Genomic DNA, 20,086 nt, shown 5'->3' with positions numbered 1-20,086 from the left:
ATCTTGGGGATGAAAGGCTTTTTTATATTCCAATTACAGGAGGAATCGATCATGTTTAACCACAAAAAATACGAAAAGAAATACTTTTTGCCACCGAACCTTACTTATGATTGGGTGAAGAAAGAAACATTAGAAAGTGCTCCGATATGGTGCAGTGTGGACTTACGGGATGGAAATCAAGCATTACCTATTCCTATGAACTTAGAAGAAAAATTGGAAATGTTTCAGTTACTAGTAGAGATCGGTTTTAAAGAAATTGAAATCGCATTTCCAGCTGCTTCTGATACAGAGTTTAGGTTTTTGCGGACACTGATTGATCATCATATGATTCCAGACGATGTCACGATTATGGTGATCACGCAAGCGAGAGAGCATATTATCCGCCGAACGTTCGAAGCCATTAAGGGGGTACCGAAAGCGATTGTTCATTTATATAATTCGACTTCAGAAGCGCAGCGCAGACAAGTATTTAAGAAAACAAAAGATGAAATTAAACAAATTGCCATTGATGGAGCTATTTTAGTAAAAGAACTTGCCGAAAAAACAACAAGTGATATTTATTTTCAATATAGTCCAGAAAGCTTTCCAGGAACAGAAGTTGATTATGCGTTAGATATTTGTAATAGTGTTTTAGATATTTGGAAACCGACACCAAATCATAAAGCAATCATCAATATTCCGACAACAGTTGAATATTCAATGCCTCATATCTTTGCAAGTCAGATTGAGTATATACACAAAAATCTGTCTTACCGAGACAGTGTGACATTATCTGTTCATCCTCATAATGACCGTGGCTCTGGGGTGAGTGATGCAGAATTTGGTGTTCTGGCTGGCGCAGAAAGAGTCGAAGGTACATTATTTGGTATCGGTGAACGTACAGGGAACGTTGACTTGATTACCTTGGCGATGAATATGTATTCACAAGGTTATGATCCAAAATTGAATTTCAATAACCTAGAAGCTATTCGTAAAAAATATGAAAAACTAACAAAAATCACTGTTCCTGAGAGGCAGCCCTATTCTGGGGAGATGGTTTTCACCGCATTCTCTGGGTCACATCAAGATGCGATATCTAAAGGGATGAAATATAGAAAAGAAAATAATGTTGATAAATGGGACGTTCCGTATATCCCAGTAGATCCAGTTGACTTGGGTAGGAACTATCAAACGGATGTGATTCGAATTAATAGCCAGTCTGGAAAAGGCGGCATAGGCTATGTACTAGAAACAAATTATGGCATTAAACTTCCTTATCAAATGAATGAAGCCATGGGATATGCAGCGAAAAAAGTATCTGATCAGACAAATAGGGAATTGTCTGTCGAAGAAATATATCATGTTTTTGAAAAGCAGTATGTTGATTTTCACCCTCATTTCCAGCTGCTTGATTATCAATTTAATAAGGGAAATAAGCAGGAAGTCACCTTAACTTTGCTGAGAGATCAGCAACAAATTGACATACAAGGAACTGGCACTGGAAGTTTAGATGCCATCAGTAATGCGTTAAAAGCATATTTTCATCTCGATTATGTTTTGGAAGTCTATGAACAGAATTCTTTGGGCAAGGATTCCGAAGCAAAAGCCTGTGCACAGATTGGAATTTCATCTCAAGGAAAAATGCATTGGGGTGCGGGAATTGATAAAGATATTATAGAAGCAACAGTGAAGGCCCTGGTGGTGGCAGTAAATAAACTAGAGGTTTGGATGTAGATGGAAAAAGATAAACTTGAAAAACATGAAGTGATGCAATATTTAAGAGAATATAACGAACAAGAAATCTTTTATCAACAATACCAACAGAAAAAGCATGACAATACATCATTGCAATTATTTTTGAAGGATTATGATAAACACAGTCTAATGCATAAACAAATATATATAGAAGAATTTTTACTAAAAGGGCAGAATGAATTTGAAAAGGAAGATACTATGTGGTTAGATCAGGAGAAAGATATCGAAGTGAGAAAGTATAGCCGTTTTATGCCCCAATTGTCGGCTATCCATGATTTCTTTGAGATGATCTATGTTCTGGAAAATGAGATGTATGTAGAAGTGGAAGGCAAAAAAATGGCTTTAAAATCAGGAGATATTGCCTTTATCCCACCTAACACAATACACAAGCCAATTGTAATGGAGAATACAATCGCCATGCAAATCATGATCCGTAAGAGTACTTTTCAAAAAGTGTTTTTTAAAATGTTAAAAGGAAATCATGTCATTTCAAAGTTCTTTTTGAATGCATTGTATATAAAAGAAAATAAAAATATTCTTATTTTCCATAGTCACTTGGATAAACATTTGCTAGACTGCTCTCTTCAACTATTTGCAGAAAATTATAATCAGTTCCCTAGTTACCAGTTGATTATGAATAATGTGTTTGAGATATTATTATGTCTCTTATTAAGATTCAAACCAAGCCATTTGAACGTCAATCAGGTCAAACAATCTAGTGATATACGTATGATTCAAATGCTACAATATATTCAGCAATGTTGTGAGCATATCACCATCCAGGAGATGGCAGAGAAATTTAACCTTTCACAATCTTATCTGTCAAAATATATAGCTCGTAAGCTTGGCAAATCATTTCGTGAGATTCGACAAGAAATAAGAATGGAAAAAGCCTGCGAAATGCTCACTGGTAGCCATTTACAAGTAGATCATATTGCGGCAGCCGTTGGTTATCAAAATGCAGAGCATTTCATTCGTTTATTTAAGAAAAAGTATCACCTAACACCACATCAATATCGTTTAAACAATAGATAATAAAGAGGAGAAATGATCATGTCCATCAAACAAGTAAAAGATTATTTTAAACAATATGATATGGATACTCGAATTCAAGAATTTTCAGTATCTAGTGCAACCGTAGACTTGGCTGCTTCTGCACTGGGCTGCGAACCTGAAAGAATCGCAAAAACACTCTCCTTTCTAGTAAATGGACAAGCTATTTTAGTTGTGACCTCTGGCGATGCAAAAGTTGATAACAAAAAATTCAAGGAATATTTTAAAACAAAAGCTAAAATGCTTTCTCCTCATGAGGTTGTTGACTTGGTCGGTCATGAAATTGGCGGAGTATGTCCTTTCGCTACAAAGAATGGCGTTTCTGTTTATTTAGATATTTCACTAAAACGTTTTGAGACAGTCTATCCAGCCTGCGGGAGCAGTAACAGTGCTATTGAACTCACAATAAAACAATTAGAAAAACACTCCGGTTATTCACAATGGATTGATGTGTGTAAGGGATGGAATGATGATTAAAAAAATGGAAGGAAAAAGTGCAGTTAAAAATAAAAAAGAGCTAGAAACCCTTGATACACAAAGGTTTCTAGCTCTATTATAACTATTCCCACTCAATCGTAGCAGGCGGCTTACTCGTAATATCATACACCACGCGGTTAATATGCTTCACTTCATTCACGATACGAGTCGAGATCTTCTCAAGTACATCCCAAGGGATTCTTGCCCAGTCACTCGTCATACCATCAATAGATGTAACAGCACGGATACCGATTGTGTAGTCGTATGTTCTTGCGTCACCCATAACACCTACACTGCGGATGTCTGGGAGAACCGTGAAGTATTGCCAGATGTCGCGCTCAAGGCCGAAGTTGGCAATTTCTTCGCGTAGAATTGCATCCGATTCACGGACGATTTCTAGTTTTTCTTCTGAAATTTCACCTAGTACACGGATACCTAGTCCTGGACCTGGGAATGGCTGTCTCCAGACAATGTCATCAGGAATGCCAAGCTCTGAACCTAAGGCACGGACTTCATCCTTGAATAGCGTATTGAGTGGCTCAATCAATTCAAACTGCATGTCTTCTGGAAGACCGCCTACGTTGTGATGAGATTTGATTGTTTGCGCTGTTGCTGTTCCGCTCTCAATGATGTCTGTGTAAAGTGTTCCTTGTGCTAAGTAGTCGATTCCTTTTAGCTTGTCCGCTTCGTCATCGAATACATAGATGAATTCGTTACCGATGATCTTACGTTTTTGCTCAGGATCAGACACACCTTTTAGCTTGTTTAAGAAACGATCTTTTGCATCTACTTTAATCACGTTCATGTTGAAACCTTCGCTAAATGTTTTCATAACCCCTTCAGCTTCGCCTTTGCGAAGAAGACCGTGGTCAACGAAAATACATGTCAGCTGATCGCCGATGGCTTTGTGGATCAATACCGCCACAACAGATGAATCGACACCGCCGCTTAGTGCGCACAATACTTGCTTGTCGCCTACTGTTTCACGGATTTTCTGCATTTCGATTTCAATGAAGTTCTCCATTGACCATTTGCCATCGCAATCACACACACCGAAGACAAAGTTTTTCAATAGGTCATTTCCGTACTCAGAGTGACGAACCTCTGGGTGGAACTGAACGCCATAGAAATTCTTCTCAGCTAAGCTCATCGCTGAGTTTGGACAATGTGCACTTGTTGCATCGACTGTAAAGCCCTCTGGTACTTCAACTACGAGGTCACCATGGCTCATCCAAACGACTTGATCCGTTGGAAGGTCTTTGAATAAAGCAGGTGTTCCGTTAATATGAATATCTGCTTTTCCATATTCACGCTGGCTTGCCGCTTCTACTTTCCCACCTAAATAGTGAGTCATGAGCTGCATGCCGTAACAAATGCCTAGAACCGGAATGTCTAGATCAAAAATCTTTTCATCACAGCGGAAAGATCCTTCATCATAAACACTGTTTGGTCCACCAGAAAGGATGATTCCTTTAGGCGCCATTTCTTTAATTTCTTCAGCAGTTAAAGTGTGCGGATGAAGCTCACTGTACACACCAAATTCACGAATACGGCGTGTGATCAACTGATTGTACTGACTGCCGAAATCGAGAACCAAAATCATTTCATTTACTAAATTTGTCATGGTGTCACCTCTATGTCCAATATAGTTTTTTATAAACGCACAGAAAAAATGAGAGGAGAAAACCTGCTCTCAGTGTGAATCACGCTTTTGAAGCGCCCAGACTCACATCCGAACGCTTCAATTTCATGTATTTTAGAAGGTTTTAATATTCACCTATTCTAACAACAGGAAGGTACGCGGTCAAGACTATCTCCTGTTTATTAAATTTTCCCATAACTTTGCCGACTGCTGCCAAAGCGCCGACGAATCCTCTCGCCGATAAAGCGCACGTTCATAGAGCTGCGTCAGCTCTGACATGTGATGATCTCCATCCTTCTCATCGATCAAAGAAGCGAATTCTCTTAGCGTCATACCTGGCTTTTTCTCAATTCCCCTGCGCCCTAGCTGCTTTAATAGAGCCGCGTATGCATAGAAGAATGCTTCATCCTCTGGCAGACGTTTCACCTTTCTTACAATAAAGAATGGGAGCCATCTTGTTCTGAATCGATAAAGCATCCAGCTGATGAATCCAAGCAGGACAATAGCTCCTGCCGCATAACCTGCAATTGAACCCGCATGTACCATATTTGGCTTTGCCTTCGCTGTTTGTTCCTTTGGTTGTGCCGGCTGCTCTGTCTCCTGCTGCTGCGGCTGGTCTTGCGGCTGATCTTCACTTGCATCAGAACTAGACTGATTTTCTTCTTCCTTTTGATCATCCGTTTGATCGCTTGAAACGGATTCATTCGTAAATGTCTCTGGGTTTGTAAATCCTTTTGTCGGTTCAAAGGTGACCCAGCCTCTGTTTGGAAAATAAACCTCTACCCATGAATGCGCATTGTTATTGGTCACTTCATACACATTGTTTCCATCCATTTGTGTTTCATATAACTGGCCAGACGTATACCCTTTCACCCATCTCGCCGGAATCCCGATCGAACGAAGCATCACGATCATAGAGGTTGAAAAATTATCACAGTAGCCAATCATCGTATCAAATAAAAATTGATCCACATAATCTTCATTACGACCAGGCACAGCGACATTTTGCGTTTCATATGAAAACTTCGCAGATCCTAAATAATCCTCGATCGCTTTCGCTTTATCATACATATTGTCCTTCGTTTCCGTTAAGCTGTTTGCCAAAGTTTTCACACGCTCTGGAAGTGAGGATGGAAGCTGCAAGTATTCACGGCCAACCTGCTCATTCACCTGCTTCTTTGTCGGTACTTTGATTCTCTGTAAATCCTCTAGGATAAATGTAGGGGATAAAAAGCTGACTTGATAGTTCCCTAAATTTTTGGGTGGGTTCTGGATAGACGGAACAATTTTCTCTGTTTTGCCCATGATTTGCAAGGGAATGTTTTCCATTGGTGTCAGCATGATCGTTCCAATAGGATACACAGCATGATTAAATCGATAATCAGATTCTATATCAACTCTCGTTTCATGCTCCTCTATTTTCACTCGCTCAGTAAACCACCGATTCGGCACAGTGTCGTCCTTTAGCCGAGTAGGCTTTGTATCATTTGATGCATCCTCCCAGCCCTTTCCTGTGTAAATACTTTTTGTTTCTACACGAAAATAAGTCGGCTCCTTTCCGCTCCACTTAAAGACTGGTGTACGGTCCTCACTAAACGGGCCGCCAAGCGCCGAATCATCTGCACTATATCCCACTTTATTCTGCCCGGCTGTCCCATCTTGATTCGTGACCGCCTTAAAAAACGGGACAGGATCGGGCCATTTCGGATCTGACTTCGGCAAAGAAGCGCCGAGTGTCGCTGATAGAAGGACAAGCGCCATCATGGGGAAAAACCACTTTAGACGCGCTTTCTGAGACACTCGAACGCCCTCAGCTGAACGCAGTCGATCGAAATACAGCAATCCAAGCAAACAAAAGCCAAATACCATAATACGAACGATCGCAAAGGTCGCATCATATGGCGTAAACGTATCAAGAATCGTGACATACACAATCGTCATCAGTAAAAAGAAAAAGATACGCTGCTGATAGACCACCCAATAATGAAGCAAGTAGACAAGCAGCCACAGCAAAATATAAAACAACAATGTACGGAAAGACGGATACATATCACTCCACATACCCATGCTCATTAACGTGATATTATCCTTAATATCAGCAAACAAAGCAGACGGATAGCCTGGCGCTGATTGATAAAAGATCAAATATAAGGCGAGCAAAATCAGTCCAGCACAAATAGGAAACGTCACATACCACTTCAGACGAAAGAACGTAAACAAACACGTAAGCCCGATAAAAATGATGAAATAAGACGTATGGCTCGTCTCTGTAAAATCTTGAAGTGGACGAAGCCACTCCCATAGCAGCAGAAAAGCTACAGCATAATAGATGAACAATTCAAAACGGCTTTGCCGCAGATGCGTATGCAGCATAAATGTTTGTCACCTCACAGTTCTTTCGTGCAGCCGGTCTTCAAATAAAAGGGTGATGCGTATTCCAGAGGCCTTGAGCCGGTCTGCAAGCTGTTTTTCTTTTGTCGTCAAACGGTCAACGGCTTTCTTCACTAAAAGCACGGTGATGTTCTTTCTATTTCGATTTCCAAAGAGACTTGCCGCAAGCTCCTCCTGCAGCTGACCTGTGACGACATATTTTCCTGAATGCTGATACTCACTTGCTGCTAACGGTTTATATTCTAGTGCGCGGGAAGGCTGATGCTGCACCCTTGTTAAATAATAAAGCATGTCCTGTAAATGAAGTTCTCCTTGATCGACTCGAAAGACATGCTGATCTCCTAGAGGGACAAGACCTGACGGCACTCCTTTTTTCACAGCCGTTTGAAGAACAGATGCTGTAATAGAGACAACTGTTTCATAAACAGCTTGATCAGTAAAATCAGCAAACACGACCAGGTCCTTTGCTTGATTCTGTTCAAATTCCTTCGTCATCAGCTGGCCTCTTCTGGCCGTCGTCTTCCAATCCACCCAAGCAAAACGGTCTCCTTGCTGGTATTCTCGTACGCCTGTTGTCACATGAGTCGGTTCATTTAACCACGAGTGAACCGCTTTGCCTCCATTTTCACTCAGTGACTCAGCAGGCTCTACAGGGATATCCAGCACTTTTGGGTAGACAAGCAGTTTTTTCTCTAGCGGAATGATGATTTCTTTTTCAACAAACCCAAACATATCACCCGTTTTGATCCTAACCGCTGTCAAATGATGCTCTCCCCGCGGAATATCATTCAATTGATAAGAAAATCGCCATGTTTTCCGAAACCAAGGAAACAGCATTTGCTTCATTTCAATCTGTTCCTGTAAATGAAAGGTGTCTGGCGGAGCATCCTCAATCATGACGTAAACGTACGGAAATGGATGTGTCCGCTTGATTTCAAGGTCAACGGACAGCACATCCCCCGCCTTCAAGCGGGTTTGCTGTAATGCCCTCTTGGCTGTCGCGCGCAGTGGAATAAGTGCAAACAGCAAAGTATACAAAGCATATGGTAAAAATGCATAAAAAAGGAACCAGCTCACAAACCCTCCCTGAAACATGGCATAACAAAAGGCTGCCGCAGTGAGAATGATGAGCATCATCACCCGTAACCATAACGAAACTGCTAAACGATAACGTGACTTCATTGAGTCATCGACTTTTGAACTGGCACGCCAATTTGCTCAAGCATTTGTCGCAGCAGTGTCTCCGCCTTCTTCCCTTCATATGTCGCTTCTGATGTCAAAATCATACGATGCGGTAATGTATAAGGCACCAAATACTGTACATCATCAGGAATCACATAATCGCGCTGATTCAAAAGCGCATACGCCTGTGCCGCTTTCATCAAGGCGATCGATCCCCTTGGACTGACACCTAGATAAACAGATGGGTGTTTACGCGTCGCTTGAGCAATTTCAACAATATATTCTTTAATGGATGCATCCACATGAATGGTTTGAACAGCCTGCTGCAATGCATGGATATGTTCCTTTGTCATGACAGCTTGGAGCGTATCAATCGGGGATTGCTTCTCCTGCAAGTTGAGCACCTCCAGCTCCTCGAGCATAGTCGGATATCCCATCTGCAGCTTGAATAAAAACCGGTCCATTTGCGCTTCTGGCAGCGGATAAGTTCCTTCATATTCAACTGGATTTTGCGTCGCCATGACGAAAAATGGATCCGCAAGCGGCATCGTTTCTCCGTCCACAGTGACACTGCCTTCCTCCATCGCTTCAAGTAATGCTGATTGTGTTTTAGGAGAGGTCCGGTTGATCTCATCAGCTAAAATAATCTGTCCCATGATCGGTCCTTGCCTAAATTCAAATTCATTCGTCTTTTTATTGTAAATCGACACGCCTGTTACATCTGAAGGCAAAAGGTCAGGAGTGAATTGGATTCTCTTAAACTCACAGCCAATGGATTTTGCCAAAGCACGAACCATCATCGTCTTCCCTACACCAGGCACATCCTCTAGCAGCACATGCCCCTTCGCCAAAATCGCAACAAGGCTTAATATCGCAATGTCTTTTTTCCCAACCATGACTTTATTGATGTTATCTACGATTTTTTGTAAATCTGAATGCATCGGTTCATCAAATGCCATCCTGATCCTCCTATCACGTTTCTGTCAAATTTCATATAGTCTAACTTTACCATACAACACGCATTTGCATATAACATCAGCACGTATAAAAAAGAAGCCTTCTCACGATGGAAAAGACTTCTTCTCTTCTTTCGGCTCACTTGCTGGCTCCATATGAACATGAGAGTGTAAAATATCATGCTCCTGTTTCATTCTGCGTTCAATTTCATCTGCAATATCATGGCTTTCTGCAATGTTCAAGTTGGGCTCGACCTCAACCACTACATCCACATGGACTGTACTTCCAAGATAACGCGCTTTAATATCCTTTAAATCGCCCACTCCTGGTGTTGCTTCAATGGTCTCTTTATATTTAGACATATCTTTGATATGAAAACCGTCTGTTAACGAATGAGAGGCATCTCTGAAAATTTCCCACGCAGTTTTACAAATAATTAAGCCAATGACAAACGCTGCAAGCGTATCAATCCATGCCAGCTGAAATTGAGAAGCGATAATTCCTACAAATGTTCCAATACTCACATACGCATCTGATTTATTATCAGCAGCTGCCGCATGAAGAGCCTGGCTATTGATCCGTTTGGACAGATTGCGGTTATAAATATACACACCGTACATCACAACAGCACTTCCTGCTGCCGTCCAAGCCGCGATCATATCCGGCGTTTGATGCTCAGATGAGAAGAGCGACTTCCCTGCACTCAGCAAAACCTGAAGCCCAACAAGCATCATGATAAAGGAAGCCACTAGAGACGCAATATTTTCCGCTCTAAAATGACCGTATGGATGATCTTCATCAGGCGGCTTTTGAGAAATACGCAGCCCAATCAACACAGCAAGGGATGCAATAATATCCGTCGTGTTATTCAATCCATCTGCCGAAAGGGCCTCTGAATGAAACACGTACCCAATAATGAGTTTGACCGCAGATAAGATCACATAGGCAATGATGCTGACCCAAGCACCCGTTTCACCTTGTCTTAATTCGTTATAGCGCTCCATGTCGAACCGCGCCTCCTCACACATCACTATTCTATTATTTATCTTACAAAGCAAAGCCCGTGTGGGTCTACAGCAACATGATTCGCTTATGTCAGCAAAATAGGATAAATAGAAATGTGTTGACCTAAGTAAACTTATTTTTACAAGGTCAAATGACCTCAAGACCTACTCCTATCAACCTTTTTCCAATTCTCTTCGAAATGGACATATCGTCAAATCTCTCTCCTTGGGGAAATTATCAGAATAATTTTATTTTTTGACACAACCTCCCCACCCCTTTTTTATGTTATTTTAAGAATCATCCGAAGGAAAAGAGGGAACATAATCTCTCAAATCCTTTATACTTTTTAACATCATGTTAAGAGGTTTGAAATGTCAGTTTGATAACCTGTCCAATGCTGAATGACAATTCAGTGTGATAAAATTTAAAATATTCTAAAAACAAATTCTCTATTCATGAGAAATGTTTGGAGGTAAAGAAATGTCCAACATGACAAACGGTCTTCAAAAAAACCTTAAAACAAGACATATTTCGATGATCTCCATTGCTGGGGTCATTGGGGCAGGGCTATTTGTTGGTAGCGGCGCTGTCATTCATTCTGCAGGGCCTGGATCCATTCTTTCCTATTCTTTTGCCGGACTTCTGGTGATCTTTATTATGAGAATGCTCGGAGAAATGGCATGTGCCTATCCGACAAGCGGTTCTTTCTCACAATATGCGAGCGATGCTATCGGTCCATGGGCCGGTTTTACAATCGGCTGGCTTTACTGGTTCTTCTGGGTGATCGTCATTGCCATCGAAGCCATTGCTGGTGCTGCCATTATTCAATATTGGTATGGAGATGCACCTGTTTGGCTCACAAGTCTTATCCTCACAATCCTCTTAACATTAACAAATATCTTTTCTGTTAAATCTTTTGGCGAATTTGAATATTGGTTTTCATTGATTAAAGTCGTCAGCATCATTCTCTTTCTACTCATTGGTTTTGCATTTATCTTTGGTTTTGGCGGTCATCATACTTCAGGTCTTGCCAATCTAACAGGGAACGGCGGTTTCCTTCCAAATGGATTCAGCTCTGTGTTACTCGGAATCGTTGTCGTCATCTTTTCCTTCATGGGAACGGAGATTGTGGCCATAGCGGCTGGTGAATCAGCAGACCCAGTCAAATCTGTGACGACAGCCACACGCTCTGTTGTATGGCGTATTATCGTATTCTATGTCGGATCAATTGCTGTCGTTGTCACCTTACTTCCGTGGAATTCCGCAAGCATTTTAACAAGCCCGTTCGTTGCGGTATTAGAATACATCGGTGTTCCATCAGCCGCTCAAGTCATGAACGTTATTGTCTTAACAGCTGTTCTATCTTGTTTAAACTCCGGATTGTACACAACGTCCAGAATGCTTTATTCATTAGCAGAAAGAGGCGAAGCGCCGAAACGCTTTATGAAAATCAGCAAACGTGGTGTTCCTGTAGCGGCTACAGTCGCAGGTACCTTCTTTTCCTACATTGCTGTCATGATGAACTATTTTTATCCTGAAACCATCTTTTTGTTCTTAGTCAATGCATCTGGAGCCATTGCCCTTCTTGTCTACTTGGTCATCGCCGTTTCACAATTAAGAATGCGCCGTAAAATCGAAAAAGAAAATCCAGAACAGCTCAAAATCAAAATGTGGCTGTTCCCATACCTCACGTACTTTACCATTTTGGTCATTTGCGCCATCTTGGCATCGATGCTGTTTATCGAATCCATGCGGCCACAGCTCATTTTGACGAGTATCATTACCTTTAGCGTACTGGCTGCTTATTTTATCTTTAAACCGAATAAAAAAGTGCCTGCAAATGCGGCGCTTGAAAATAAACACCCGTAATTCTCCCGCTGAAAAGCGGGTTTTTTTATTTTATTCACCTATTTGGATGTCCGCACTTATACTGTATCAAATTGTATTTAAGTGAGGATTAGTCAACATGAACCTAGAAAAATTTGTTGACGAGCTTCCAATTCCAGAAGTCGCGGAGCCCGTCAAAAAGAACCCAAGACAAACGTATTATGAAATTGCTATGGAGGAGGTATTCTTAAAAGTTCATAGAGACCTGCCCCCAACCAAGCTATGGACCTATAATGGCAGTTTGCCTGGTCCAACCATTAAAGCCAATCGAAATGAAAAGGTCAAAGTAAAATGGATGAACAAATTGCCATTGAAACATTTCCTCCCTGTCGATCACACCATTCATCCTGGGCATCACGATGAACCAGAGGTCAAAACAGTCGTTCATCTGCATGGCGGTGTCACACCAGCAAGCAGTGACGGCTATCCAGAAGCCTGGTTTTCACGGGACTTTGAAGCAACCGGCCCCTTCTTTGAAAGAGAGACTTACGTATACCCAAATCATCAGCAAGCCTGCACATTGTGGTATCACGATCATGCGATGGCATTAACACGACTAAATGTGTACGCCGGTTTAGCTGGGTTTTATTTGATCTCAGATGCATTTGAAAAGTCCTTAGAGCTGCCGAAAGATGACTACGACATTCCTTTAATGATTATGGATCGGACGTTTCAGGAGGATGGCTCACTGTTTTATCCTAGCAGACCAAACAACACGCCAGAGGACAGCGACATACCAGACCCATCCATCGTGCCCTTTTTTTGCGGAGAAACAATCTTAGTCAATGGTAAAGTATGGCCGTATTTAGAAGTAGAGCCGCGAAAGTACCGTTTTCGTATTTTAAATGCGTCCAATACTAGAACTTATGAGCTGCATCTAGATAACGACGCTACAATCATGCAAATTGGTTCCGATGGGGGATTTTTGCCAAGACCCGTTCGCCATCAATCATTTAGCATCGCGCCTGCTGAACGTTTCGATGTCATCATCGACTTTTCAGCTTACGAAAACAAAACGATCACTCTCAAAAATACAGCCGGCTGCGGACAGGATGTGAATCCTGAAACAGATGCGAACATTATGCAATTCAAAGTCACACGTCCGCTAAAAGGAAGGGTACCTAAGACATTACGTCCTATTTTCAAACCGCTGCCACCACTTCGGCCAAGTCGAGCTGATCGAGAGCGTACACTCACACTTACCGGCACACAGGATAAATACGGCCGCCCAATCCTATTGCTCGATAACAACTTTTGGAATGACCCTGTCACGGAAAATCCTCGTCTTGGCAGTCTAGAGGTTTGGTCCATCGTCAATCCAACCAGGGGTACACACCCTATTCATTTGCATCTTGTTCAATTTAGGGTATTAGACAGAAGGCCGTTTGATACAGAAGTCTATCAATCGACAGGAGAAATCGTGTATACAGGGCCAAACGAAGCGCCTCCTTTACATGAACAAGGCTACAAGGACACCATTCAGGCGCATGCAGGTGAAGTCATTCGGATCGTTGCTCGATTTGTTCCATATACCGGCCGATATGTGTGGCATTGTCATATTTTAGAGCATGAAGATTATGACATGATGAGGCCGATGGATATCATTCAATAAAAATGAAACCATTCTTCCGCTAAATGCGTAGAACTTTTATGAAATTGCTAATTACAAAGGGCTAACGGACATCTATTCATTAGCCCTTTTATGATCCATTTCAAAATGGAAAAATAAATCGCATGAATCATTCCTTTGAGGAGCATTACACACTTAAAAAGTTGACGCAGCAAACCGATAATACTACTATATACCCATTACATCTATCAAAAGGCACATAAGCCATAATGAACGAACAAATGGAAAATTGCGATAACAAACGGAGGAGTTCAATTTGAATGAAGAAAAAGAAACTTGCCAGGTCAAACAAGAAACAGCGGCAGGTAACAGAGAGAAGCTTTCAATTCATGAGAACGAGAGCATTCGGTCAAACATTGAACAACTAACCATTGAACTCAGTGAACAAAAAGAATTCAACCACTTCATATTAGATGAAAAACAAAAGGCCATCAGCACATTATCTTCCCTCATCACAAAAGGCGATTGTGATGAAGACTTAAAGACTCATTTTGAACAAGCATTACATATTGGACTTTCTGTCATAGAAATTATGGAGATTATTAAACACTGTACAAAGGTTGCTGGCTTCCCTCACTCCATTAATGCCCTGTTTATCTTTCAAAACTTATTAGATGAAAACAAATAAAACAGAGAAAACGAGATGTCATCAGTCCTCTCGTTTTTTTATGTTCACTCATATTACTCTTTTTCTTTTTCTCTGTCACATAAGCAAAATATGAAAATAGCACTCGTATCACTGTTTAAAAGCTGATTTTCTTCCTATAAACTCACCATTTCTCCAGCATTTCAAGTGACAAAATAAAAAAACGTCCAGTTATATAAATAACTGAACGTTTCCTTTATCGATTGACAGTGAAATTGTTAATGATTCCGCCATCCTTCTCCCAAGCGGCTTCCACTGTTTTCTTCTTCATATTGTATTCAAAAATCGTTCTTACCTTCGCTTTTCGTCCAGTGTCATCCTTTAATTCTTTTGCGTTTTTTGCAACACCTAAGAAATAAACTGACGACCCGTCCGTAGAAAATTGCGGCTGTGCAGCACTTAAAATATGAACATCCTGACTGTTTTTAACGAGTGTCGTCGTTTTTCCTGTTTCTACATCAAGCATTTTAATAGAGGATATTTCTTTTTCTTTACGAACCTTTACTTCTGTATAAATCAATTTCTTATGATCTGGAGAAAATGAAATATCATTGATCGTTTGTGAGATACGTGCAATGCGTTTCCCCTTCTCACCTGTTTGAAGGGTGATCTTCATGGTTGTTGGTTCAGGATCTCTGCCCTTTTCATTCGCTTCATCGGTTTTTTGATAATCTTCTTTTAAAGAATAATGCTGGATCGCCAAATCATTTGAAGTCGGATCATATGCAAAAGAACTCACCGTATCGTCCTTGCTTTTTTCTGGATACAGCTCCTTCATTTTGTGTGTTTTCAAATCAAAAGATGCGACATAAAATTGCTCTCCAGAATCCTTGTTATACCTAAGAAATAACTTCTTCCCATCACCAGACAGCCTCATACTGTCGATGGAATCATCACTCGTAAACAGTGTTTTTTCTTCTTCAGATTTCACCTTTAATTCCCGAATACTCACCTTTTGCGTATCTTCATCTGTATACGTGTAATATAAAACCTGTTTCGTAGAATCATAAGCAATCGAAGGATATGCTGTCAGTTTCTCCGTATGAAGCGCCCGATCATGCAAGTAATAAGTATTGTTTAACTTTTGATCTGTAAATGAAACGAGCAATTCGTCTTTTGCATCTTGGTTTGTTTTGACTTTCCCTGCATGTTTTGCCTCTTGCCCCGGCTTCATCATGAAGAAAATAACTGCCGCAATCACTGCGACGCCAACGACTGTGATGATCCACCATGTTGATTTTTTCATTGCCTTTCAGACCCTCTCTACAAGAAAAGAAGCCAGAAAATGAACTTTTCCCGCTTCTTTGCATGCCTATGTATTAATAAGTGTAATGCCCTTTTACGACACCTTTACTTGTTTTATACCCAAGTGCTTTGAATGCTTTTGGACTTACGTCTAGTACAGCGTTTGGCATTCTGCCTACATCATATTTATATACTGTAATCACTTTATGTGGTTTCGCTTTTGTTGTCACTCTTAGTTTTGTACCTTTTTTCGGTACGTCAAAGCCCATTTTAGTTGCTGCATCCCAATGACCGAGTTTTTTTCCATCTGCGCCTTTTTTGCCGACACCATTATACCAAGTAATATTGCCGCTTACTTTTTTTGCACTTGCTCCATGTGAGAAACTGAATGCTAAAAATAAACTAGCTACTGTTACGATTGTCGTGATAAGCTTTTTATTCATTAAGAAATCCTCCGTTTTTGGTTTCTGCACTTATTATACATGAAGATGAACCCAGTTATTTTACAGACACATTACAATTCAAATACAAGTTGACCACTTTATGACCGATTAAGTTCATAAATACTGCCAAAATCAGCTAGAACATTGTAAGCAGCTCCCCTCTTTCATTTTATATAATGAAGGTGAATCAAATTTAAGGGGGAATTTTCATGAAAAAGTGGTTCACTGTTTTGATTGTAAGCTTGGCCTTCGTATTGATGTTTTCAAGCCTTCCTGCCTCAGCGGCTAGTCCTCGTCACGGCGCCATTGTGACACAAACGGATGAAGCCAAATGGTCAGGTATCTCTGCCGATATTGTCCTGCCGAAAACAGCCACCATTAAAAACGGCTATGCGGACTGGTATCTCGGTCTCGGCTCTGCCGTTGTAGAGAGCGGTATTTCAAAAACGTCTTCTGGCTATAAGGTCTTTCTAGGCAGCGGCTCACAAGGCGGCAGTAAATACTGGAACAGCGAATACGATTCAAGTATTAAAGATGGCGCACGCGTCAACTTAAAGCTCATCAACAACGGTGATGGTACAGTGTCACTATACGTCAATGGAAAACTGCGTTATAAGCAGCCTGTTTACAACCCTAGCCGTCTGAAAAACCTTGATGTTGTCAAAATGGTACACGGCGTACAGGATAATGGAACAAACAGCTATTCACAAGCAAGCTTCTCAAATGTACAGCTTCGAGCAAATACATCAGGAAGTGTCTATAAAAAATGGGATGGGTCAATCAAATCATCGCTTTTACGTAAAAATTTAGAATCTGGTGCTGCCACTCCTAAATTCACTGTTATGTCTTCTATTCCATTAAGTACAAGCCTTTCAGCACAATAAGAAAATAAAGCACCCGATAGAGGGTGCTTTTTATTGTTCACAGCTTATCAACACTTCTCTTTTAATCAAAACAAGGATTCGTGGTAACATAAGCATACATACTTCGAAGAAAAAAGGAGATCGAACGTGAAAAAAAGTCTACTTGTTTTCATGAGTCTAGCTGTAATTCTCTGCATTCTAGCAGCTTGCTCAAATACGACGAAAGAACAAAAAACAGAAACGAAGGCACTTCCAACAATTAATGAACGCATTCAAAAGGAAACGAAAGAAGTGATGGAGCAGTCTAAGCTCATCAAAGACACTGACATCACCGTTGATCAAAAGAAAAAAATCATTTCTTTAAACGTAACAGCTTCATCTGATACCAATAGTGATTACGCTGAAGTCATCGGTTTAAACTTTGCCAAGACGCTTGCCATTGGAGCATCAACCGAAAAAGAAAACAATCTTCATAAACCAGAAAACGACAGCCTCGGCGCTCTCTATTCCTTTTATGACCTAAACATCACCGTGAAACAAGAAAACGGCAAGGTGCTGGCAAAGGGAACGAAAAAAACAAATGAAACAAAAATTACTTGGGAAAGAGCCCAATAACTGCTTGATGGATTTTCTTATAAATAAAGAGCTTGTAGAGAATCACTCTACAAGCTTTTTTTAATGTTCATCTCGGTTAAATCATCTCTCATAACATTGACCAGTGCGTGAATATCTGAGTGAGCCCTTGATGCTAATCGTACCAGCAAACCCTCTAAACATTCATACAAATGATGATCTCTCATTATATATCCTCATATAACGGAATGACAAAGAAATAGAGCAAATCAGCGAATTCAAGTGCAGCATCATCTTCATTTTCATCGTCTAACGCCTCTCCAACACTTTGAATCAACCAATTCAAATCTTCTTTCTTTTCAATCGGAACATACATCAACTGATGAATATAATCCGTATCCTGCGTTTGTAAAATCCGCTCCGCTGTTTCTTTTGATAGCGCACCAATCTCTGTAGAAGAAATATTCACAACCGCTAATTCGTCCTCTGATCTTACTTGATCCATTTGCAACAAGTTTTGGTCCATCTCGACTCACTCCCCATTCTCAGATACCTTTATTATAAGGAATTGATCTGATCTTTTATGGAAATAGTGGATTTTTTTATGTAATTTTAAAGAAAATGTGACTTATGAGCCAAGATATGTCATATCTCTCAAAACAAAAAAACACTCTTGATCATAAGAGTGCTCAGGCTAATATTTTTTTAACCAACTTTCATAGGTAGTCTTATTTTTTACAGGTATGGCATCCGTATTTAAGAGCTGGATTTTGTAAATATGAAATATTGGTATCTCCCAACGTTTATCCTTAAATATTTTGAAGCTTATTCCTTCCAATCCCTTTGTTTATCGGAAGCAACCTTAATTTAGGAAATTTATTTTAATTCATGGTAGAAGAATTATAGTGTAGCCACCTCAATCAAATCATCAAATATCTTTCGGCGTGCACCGTTGTCTTTCTTAGCAAATTCTACATTTTCGTACCAATCTATCAAGTAAGCTTCTTGATCAGGATTTAACTCAGTATTTTGTAAAACCACAAATGCTCCCAATAGATATGTTATATAATCAATACGTTTTGGTACAACTAATTCCTTTAATTCAATAAATGCTAAAGCTTTATCAAGAGCCTCTAGTGTCCAAGCAAAGATAGTACGTAATTCATTCGCATTTAATTTACTCATTAAAGATGCTTTAACATCTGAAGGCATCGGACTAAAGTTAGCTGAATGAGGCTTTTCCTGTAAAATTTCATAAGCTGGATTCAATGCTGCCAATGGGATAGAAATTTCTGTAGCTTTTTGTACAAATAGGTTTTCAAAGTCAGATTCCTTTAATTTTTCCCCAAACTTTTCAGCGTATTCTTTGTAATAGTCCACACCTTTAACTAACATTTCAGTTAAATAGACTTCCGTTTCTGTAACCTTACTTCCAGCTAGATTTAAAACCTCAAACCATTCTCGCTGCTCCGCTTCAGATAAGTCCTTAGCATAATTAACTGTATAGTAGTAGGCAAGGAACTTATTACGTATTCTTGTCAGTAAGCTTTGTACTTCAAATGTTTGCATTTCTGGATTTTCACGAACAAATTCTTCAAATACCTTTGGGTCTTTATTATATAACTTTCCAACTGGAATTTGGGACTTACGCATAGTACCACTATTTAACACAAACTTACCAGTAGCAATATCTAAGAACACATTTCGAAATTCATCGTCATCGGTATAGGCCTTGTAATTACAAGTTAAACGTTGTTGACCATCATTAACAGATTGTTTTCCAGATAACTCCTCTTCCGGAACCAAATTTCTAGTAATGAAAGTAACTTGCGGAACTGCCAAAGCTTTATTCTCAATAACATTAATTGAAATAGGGGCCACAGCAGCCTTTCCAGTTAATTGAAAATTAAACAACTCGATCGACTTCTCCACTTTCCATCTAATACCAGTTTGAAAAATAGGAAGTGTTAAACGCTCTTCCTCTATATCCTTGCATAAATTTCCTAAAGACATTGGTTTAGACTCTTTAGTAGGATCAAAACTAGAAAAATAATCTAGCTTCTTATTAATTGTAATGGTCATTCCATTTTCTCCTTAACTTAATCTTTAAGCTTAATTTATCACAAGCTAAATTTTTATACAAATGTTTTTTTTTATTTTAATAGCTGCTAATTAATAAAATTAAATAAAGAAACGAAAAATGTTTATTTTTAGCTATTTATAACGTTTTTATATTTAGCTGCTATTTTATGCAGCTAAATATAAAAACGTATTTAAATCAATAATTATATAGCTTGTATACAAAAAAGCTATTCTTCCACTATTAGTACACGATTTCTAAACAAAAAAGAGGAAACT

The 20,086-nt window shown here is 39.9% G+C and carries 16 protein-coding genes and 1 pseudogene; 8 read left to right on the top strand and 9 right to left on the bottom strand.

The window, feature by feature from the left end; all coding sequences use genetic code 11:
* Nucleotides 1–51 precede the first annotated feature (51 nt).
* From AOQ70_RS10470 to AOQ70_RS10460, 3 genes are read left to right on the top strand one after another with little or no spacing between them, the layout of a single operon-like run.
* Entirely contained in the window at nucleotides 52–1,713 is a 1,662-nt protein-coding gene (locus tag AOQ70_RS10470) for a 2-isopropylmalate synthase (protein ID WP_059376167.1), read from the top strand.
* Nucleotides 1,714–2,769 (top strand): helix-turn-helix domain-containing protein, encoded by a 1,056-nt coding sequence (locus AOQ70_RS10465; protein ID WP_059376164.1) that lies wholly within the window; start codon nucleotides 1,714–1,716, stop codon nucleotides 2,767–2,769.
* Between the two features lie 18 nt (nucleotides 2,770–2,787).
* Nucleotides 2,788–3,264 carry a YbaK/EbsC family protein gene (locus AOQ70_RS10460; protein ID WP_059376161.1) on the top strand — a complete coding sequence of 159 codons (477 nt, stop codon included), beginning with the start codon at nucleotides 2,788–2,790 and terminating at the stop codon, nucleotides 3,262–3,264.
* A gap of 82 nt (nucleotides 3,265–3,346) precedes the next feature.
* On the opposite strand, the gene guaA is transcribed toward AOQ70_RS10460, so the two are convergent.
* The 5 genes from guaA to AOQ70_RS10435 form a co-directional block, all read right to left on the bottom strand.
* Entirely contained in the window at nucleotides 3,347–4,888 is a 1,542-nt protein-coding gene (gene guaA, locus AOQ70_RS10455; protein ID WP_024424487.1) for a glutamine-hydrolyzing GMP synthase, read from the bottom strand.
* 186 nt (nucleotides 4,889–5,074) lie between these two features.
* Nucleotides 5,075–7,279, bottom strand: coding sequence for a transglutaminase TgpA family protein (locus AOQ70_RS10450; protein ID WP_059376158.1), 2,205 nt, complete (start codon nucleotides 7,277–7,279; stop codon nucleotides 5,075–5,077).
* 9 nt (nucleotides 7,280–7,288) lie between these two features.
* Nucleotides 7,289–8,479, bottom strand: a complete 1,191-nt coding sequence (locus AOQ70_RS10445; protein ID WP_059376155.1) for a DUF58 domain-containing protein — start codon at nucleotides 8,477–8,479, stop codon at nucleotides 7,289–7,291.
* A complete protein-coding gene (locus AOQ70_RS10440; RefSeq protein WP_041087029.1) occupies nucleotides 8,476–9,438 on the bottom strand; it encodes an AAA family ATPase in 963 nt (320 codons plus the stop codon). Before AOQ70_RS10440 ends, AOQ70_RS10445 begins: the two co-directional genes overlap by 4 nt.
* Nucleotides 9,439–9,540: 102 nt before the next feature.
* The gene (locus AOQ70_RS10435) at nucleotides 9,541–10,440 is read right to left on the bottom strand and encodes a cation diffusion facilitator family transporter (RefSeq protein WP_059376152.1); all 900 of its coding nucleotides are present in this window, start codon (nucleotides 10,438–10,440) and stop codon (nucleotides 9,541–9,543) included.
* Nucleotides 10,441–10,921: 481 nt separating this feature from the next.
* Here AOQ70_RS10435 and gabP point away from each other — a divergent pair.
* The 3 genes and pseudogenes from gabP to AOQ70_RS10420 all read left to right on the top strand — a co-directional run.
* A pseudogene (gabP, locus tag AOQ70_RS10430) lies at nucleotides 10,922–12,318 on the top strand (GABA permease); the annotation flags it as partial.
* 89 nt (nucleotides 12,319–12,407) lie between these two features.
* Nucleotides 12,408–13,940: a multicopper oxidase family protein gene (locus AOQ70_RS10425; protein ID WP_059376148.1), complete on the top strand. Its 1,533-nt coding sequence runs from the start codon at nucleotides 12,408–12,410 to the stop codon at nucleotides 13,938–13,940.
* Nucleotides 13,941–14,214: 274 nt separating this feature from the next.
* On the top strand, nucleotides 14,215–14,586 hold the full coding sequence (locus tag AOQ70_RS10420; protein WP_039176890.1) for a carboxymuconolactone decarboxylase family protein: 372 nt from the start codon (nucleotides 14,215–14,217) through the stop codon (nucleotides 14,584–14,586).
* Nucleotides 14,587–14,800: 214 nt separating this feature from the next.
* On the opposite strand, the gene AOQ70_RS10415 is transcribed toward AOQ70_RS10420, so the two are convergent.
* Together AOQ70_RS10415 and AOQ70_RS10410 are read right to left on the bottom strand one after the other, a co-directional pair.
* Nucleotides 14,801–15,850 (bottom strand): hypothetical protein, encoded by a 1,050-nt coding sequence (locus AOQ70_RS10415; RefSeq protein WP_059376145.1) that lies wholly within the window; start codon nucleotides 15,848–15,850, stop codon nucleotides 14,801–14,803.
* A 73-nt stretch (nucleotides 15,851–15,923) separates the two neighbouring features.
* Nucleotides 15,924–16,292 (bottom strand): RlpA-like double-psi beta-barrel domain-containing protein, encoded by a 369-nt coding sequence (locus AOQ70_RS10410; protein WP_024424478.1) that lies wholly within the window; start codon nucleotides 16,290–16,292, stop codon nucleotides 15,924–15,926.
* 209 nt (nucleotides 16,293–16,501) lie between these two features.
* Between AOQ70_RS10410 and AOQ70_RS10405 the strand changes: the two genes are divergently transcribed.
* Together AOQ70_RS10405 and AOQ70_RS10400 are read left to right on the top strand one after the other, a co-directional pair.
* Nucleotides 16,502–17,176: a hypothetical protein gene (locus tag AOQ70_RS10405; protein ID WP_059376142.1), complete on the top strand. Its 675-nt coding sequence runs from the start codon at nucleotides 16,502–16,504 to the stop codon at nucleotides 17,174–17,176.
* Nucleotides 17,177–17,302: 126 nt separating this feature from the next.
* Nucleotides 17,303–17,770 (top strand): hypothetical protein, encoded by a 468-nt coding sequence (locus tag AOQ70_RS10400; protein ID WP_059376139.1) that lies wholly within the window; start codon nucleotides 17,303–17,305, stop codon nucleotides 17,768–17,770.
* 184 nt (nucleotides 17,771–17,954) lie between these two features.
* Here AOQ70_RS10400 and AOQ70_RS10395 read toward each other — a convergent pair whose 3' ends face one another.
* Both AOQ70_RS10395 and AOQ70_RS10390 read right to left on the bottom strand, forming a co-directional pair.
* Nucleotides 17,955–18,254, bottom strand: coding sequence for a hypothetical protein (locus tag AOQ70_RS10395; protein WP_231730862.1), 300 nt, complete (start codon nucleotides 18,252–18,254; stop codon nucleotides 17,955–17,957).
* A 374-nt stretch (nucleotides 18,255–18,628) separates the two neighbouring features.
* Nucleotides 18,629–19,810, bottom strand: coding sequence for a hypothetical protein (locus tag AOQ70_RS10390; RefSeq protein WP_059376136.1), 1,182 nt, complete (start codon nucleotides 19,808–19,810; stop codon nucleotides 18,629–18,631).
* Nucleotides 19,811–20,086: the final 276 nt, after the last annotated feature.

This window comes from Bacillus sp. AM 13(2015), assembly GCF_001518755.1.
Lineage (GTDB): Bacteria > Bacillota > Bacilli > Bacillales > Bacillaceae > Bacillus > Bacillus safensis.
The sequence above is the reverse complement of the archived record's forward strand: the minus strand, read 5'-3'. Positions and strand labels throughout refer to the sequence as shown.

Bases quoted from the DNA above. Each gene is read 5' to 3' on its own strand.
- AOQ70_RS10425 (WP_059376148.1), top strand. From the start codon at position 12,408: ATGAACCTAGAAAAATTTGTTGACGAGCTTCCAATTCCAGAAGTCGCG.
- AOQ70_RS10460 (WP_059376161.1), top strand. From the start codon at position 2,788: ATGTCCATCAAACAAGTAAAAGATTATTTTAAACAATATGATATGGAT.
- AOQ70_RS10440 (WP_041087029.1), bottom strand. From the start codon at position 9,438: ATGGCATTTGATGAACCGATGCATTCAGATTTACAAAAAATCGTAGAT.
- guaA (WP_024424487.1), bottom strand. From the start codon at position 4,888: ATGACAAATTTAGTAAATGAAATGATTTTGGTTCTCGATTTCGGCAGT.
- AOQ70_RS10395 (WP_231730862.1), bottom strand. From the start codon at position 18,254: ATGGACCAAAACTTGTTGCAAATGGATCAAGTAAGATCAGAGGACGAA.
- AOQ70_RS10435 (WP_059376152.1), bottom strand. From the start codon at position 10,440: ATGGAGCGCTATAACGAATTAAGACAAGGTGAAACGGGTGCTTGGGTC.
- AOQ70_RS10415 (WP_059376145.1), bottom strand. From the start codon at position 15,850: ATGAAAAAATCAACATGGTGGATCATCACAGTCGTTGGCGTCGCAGTG.
- AOQ70_RS10445 (WP_059376155.1), bottom strand. From the start codon at position 8,479: ATGAAGTCACGTTATCGTTTAGCAGTTTCGTTATGGTTACGGGTGATG.
- AOQ70_RS10470 (WP_059376167.1), top strand. From the start codon at position 52: ATGTTTAACCACAAAAAATACGAAAAGAAATACTTTTTGCCACCGAAC.
- AOQ70_RS10450 (WP_059376158.1), bottom strand. From the start codon at position 7,279: ATGCTGCATACGCATCTGCGGCAAAGCCGTTTTGAATTGTTCATCTAT.
- AOQ70_RS10465 (WP_059376164.1), top strand. From the start codon at position 1,714: ATGGAAAAAGATAAACTTGAAAAACATGAAGTGATGCAATATTTAAGA.
- AOQ70_RS10390 (WP_059376136.1), bottom strand. From the start codon at position 19,810: ATGACCATTACAATTAATAAGAAGCTAGATTATTTTTCTAGTTTTGAT.
- AOQ70_RS10410 (WP_024424478.1), bottom strand. From the start codon at position 16,292: ATGAATAAAAAGCTTATCACGACAATCGTAACAGTAGCTAGTTTATTT.
- AOQ70_RS10405 (WP_059376142.1), top strand. From the start codon at position 16,502: ATGAAAAAGTGGTTCACTGTTTTGATTGTAAGCTTGGCCTTCGTATTG.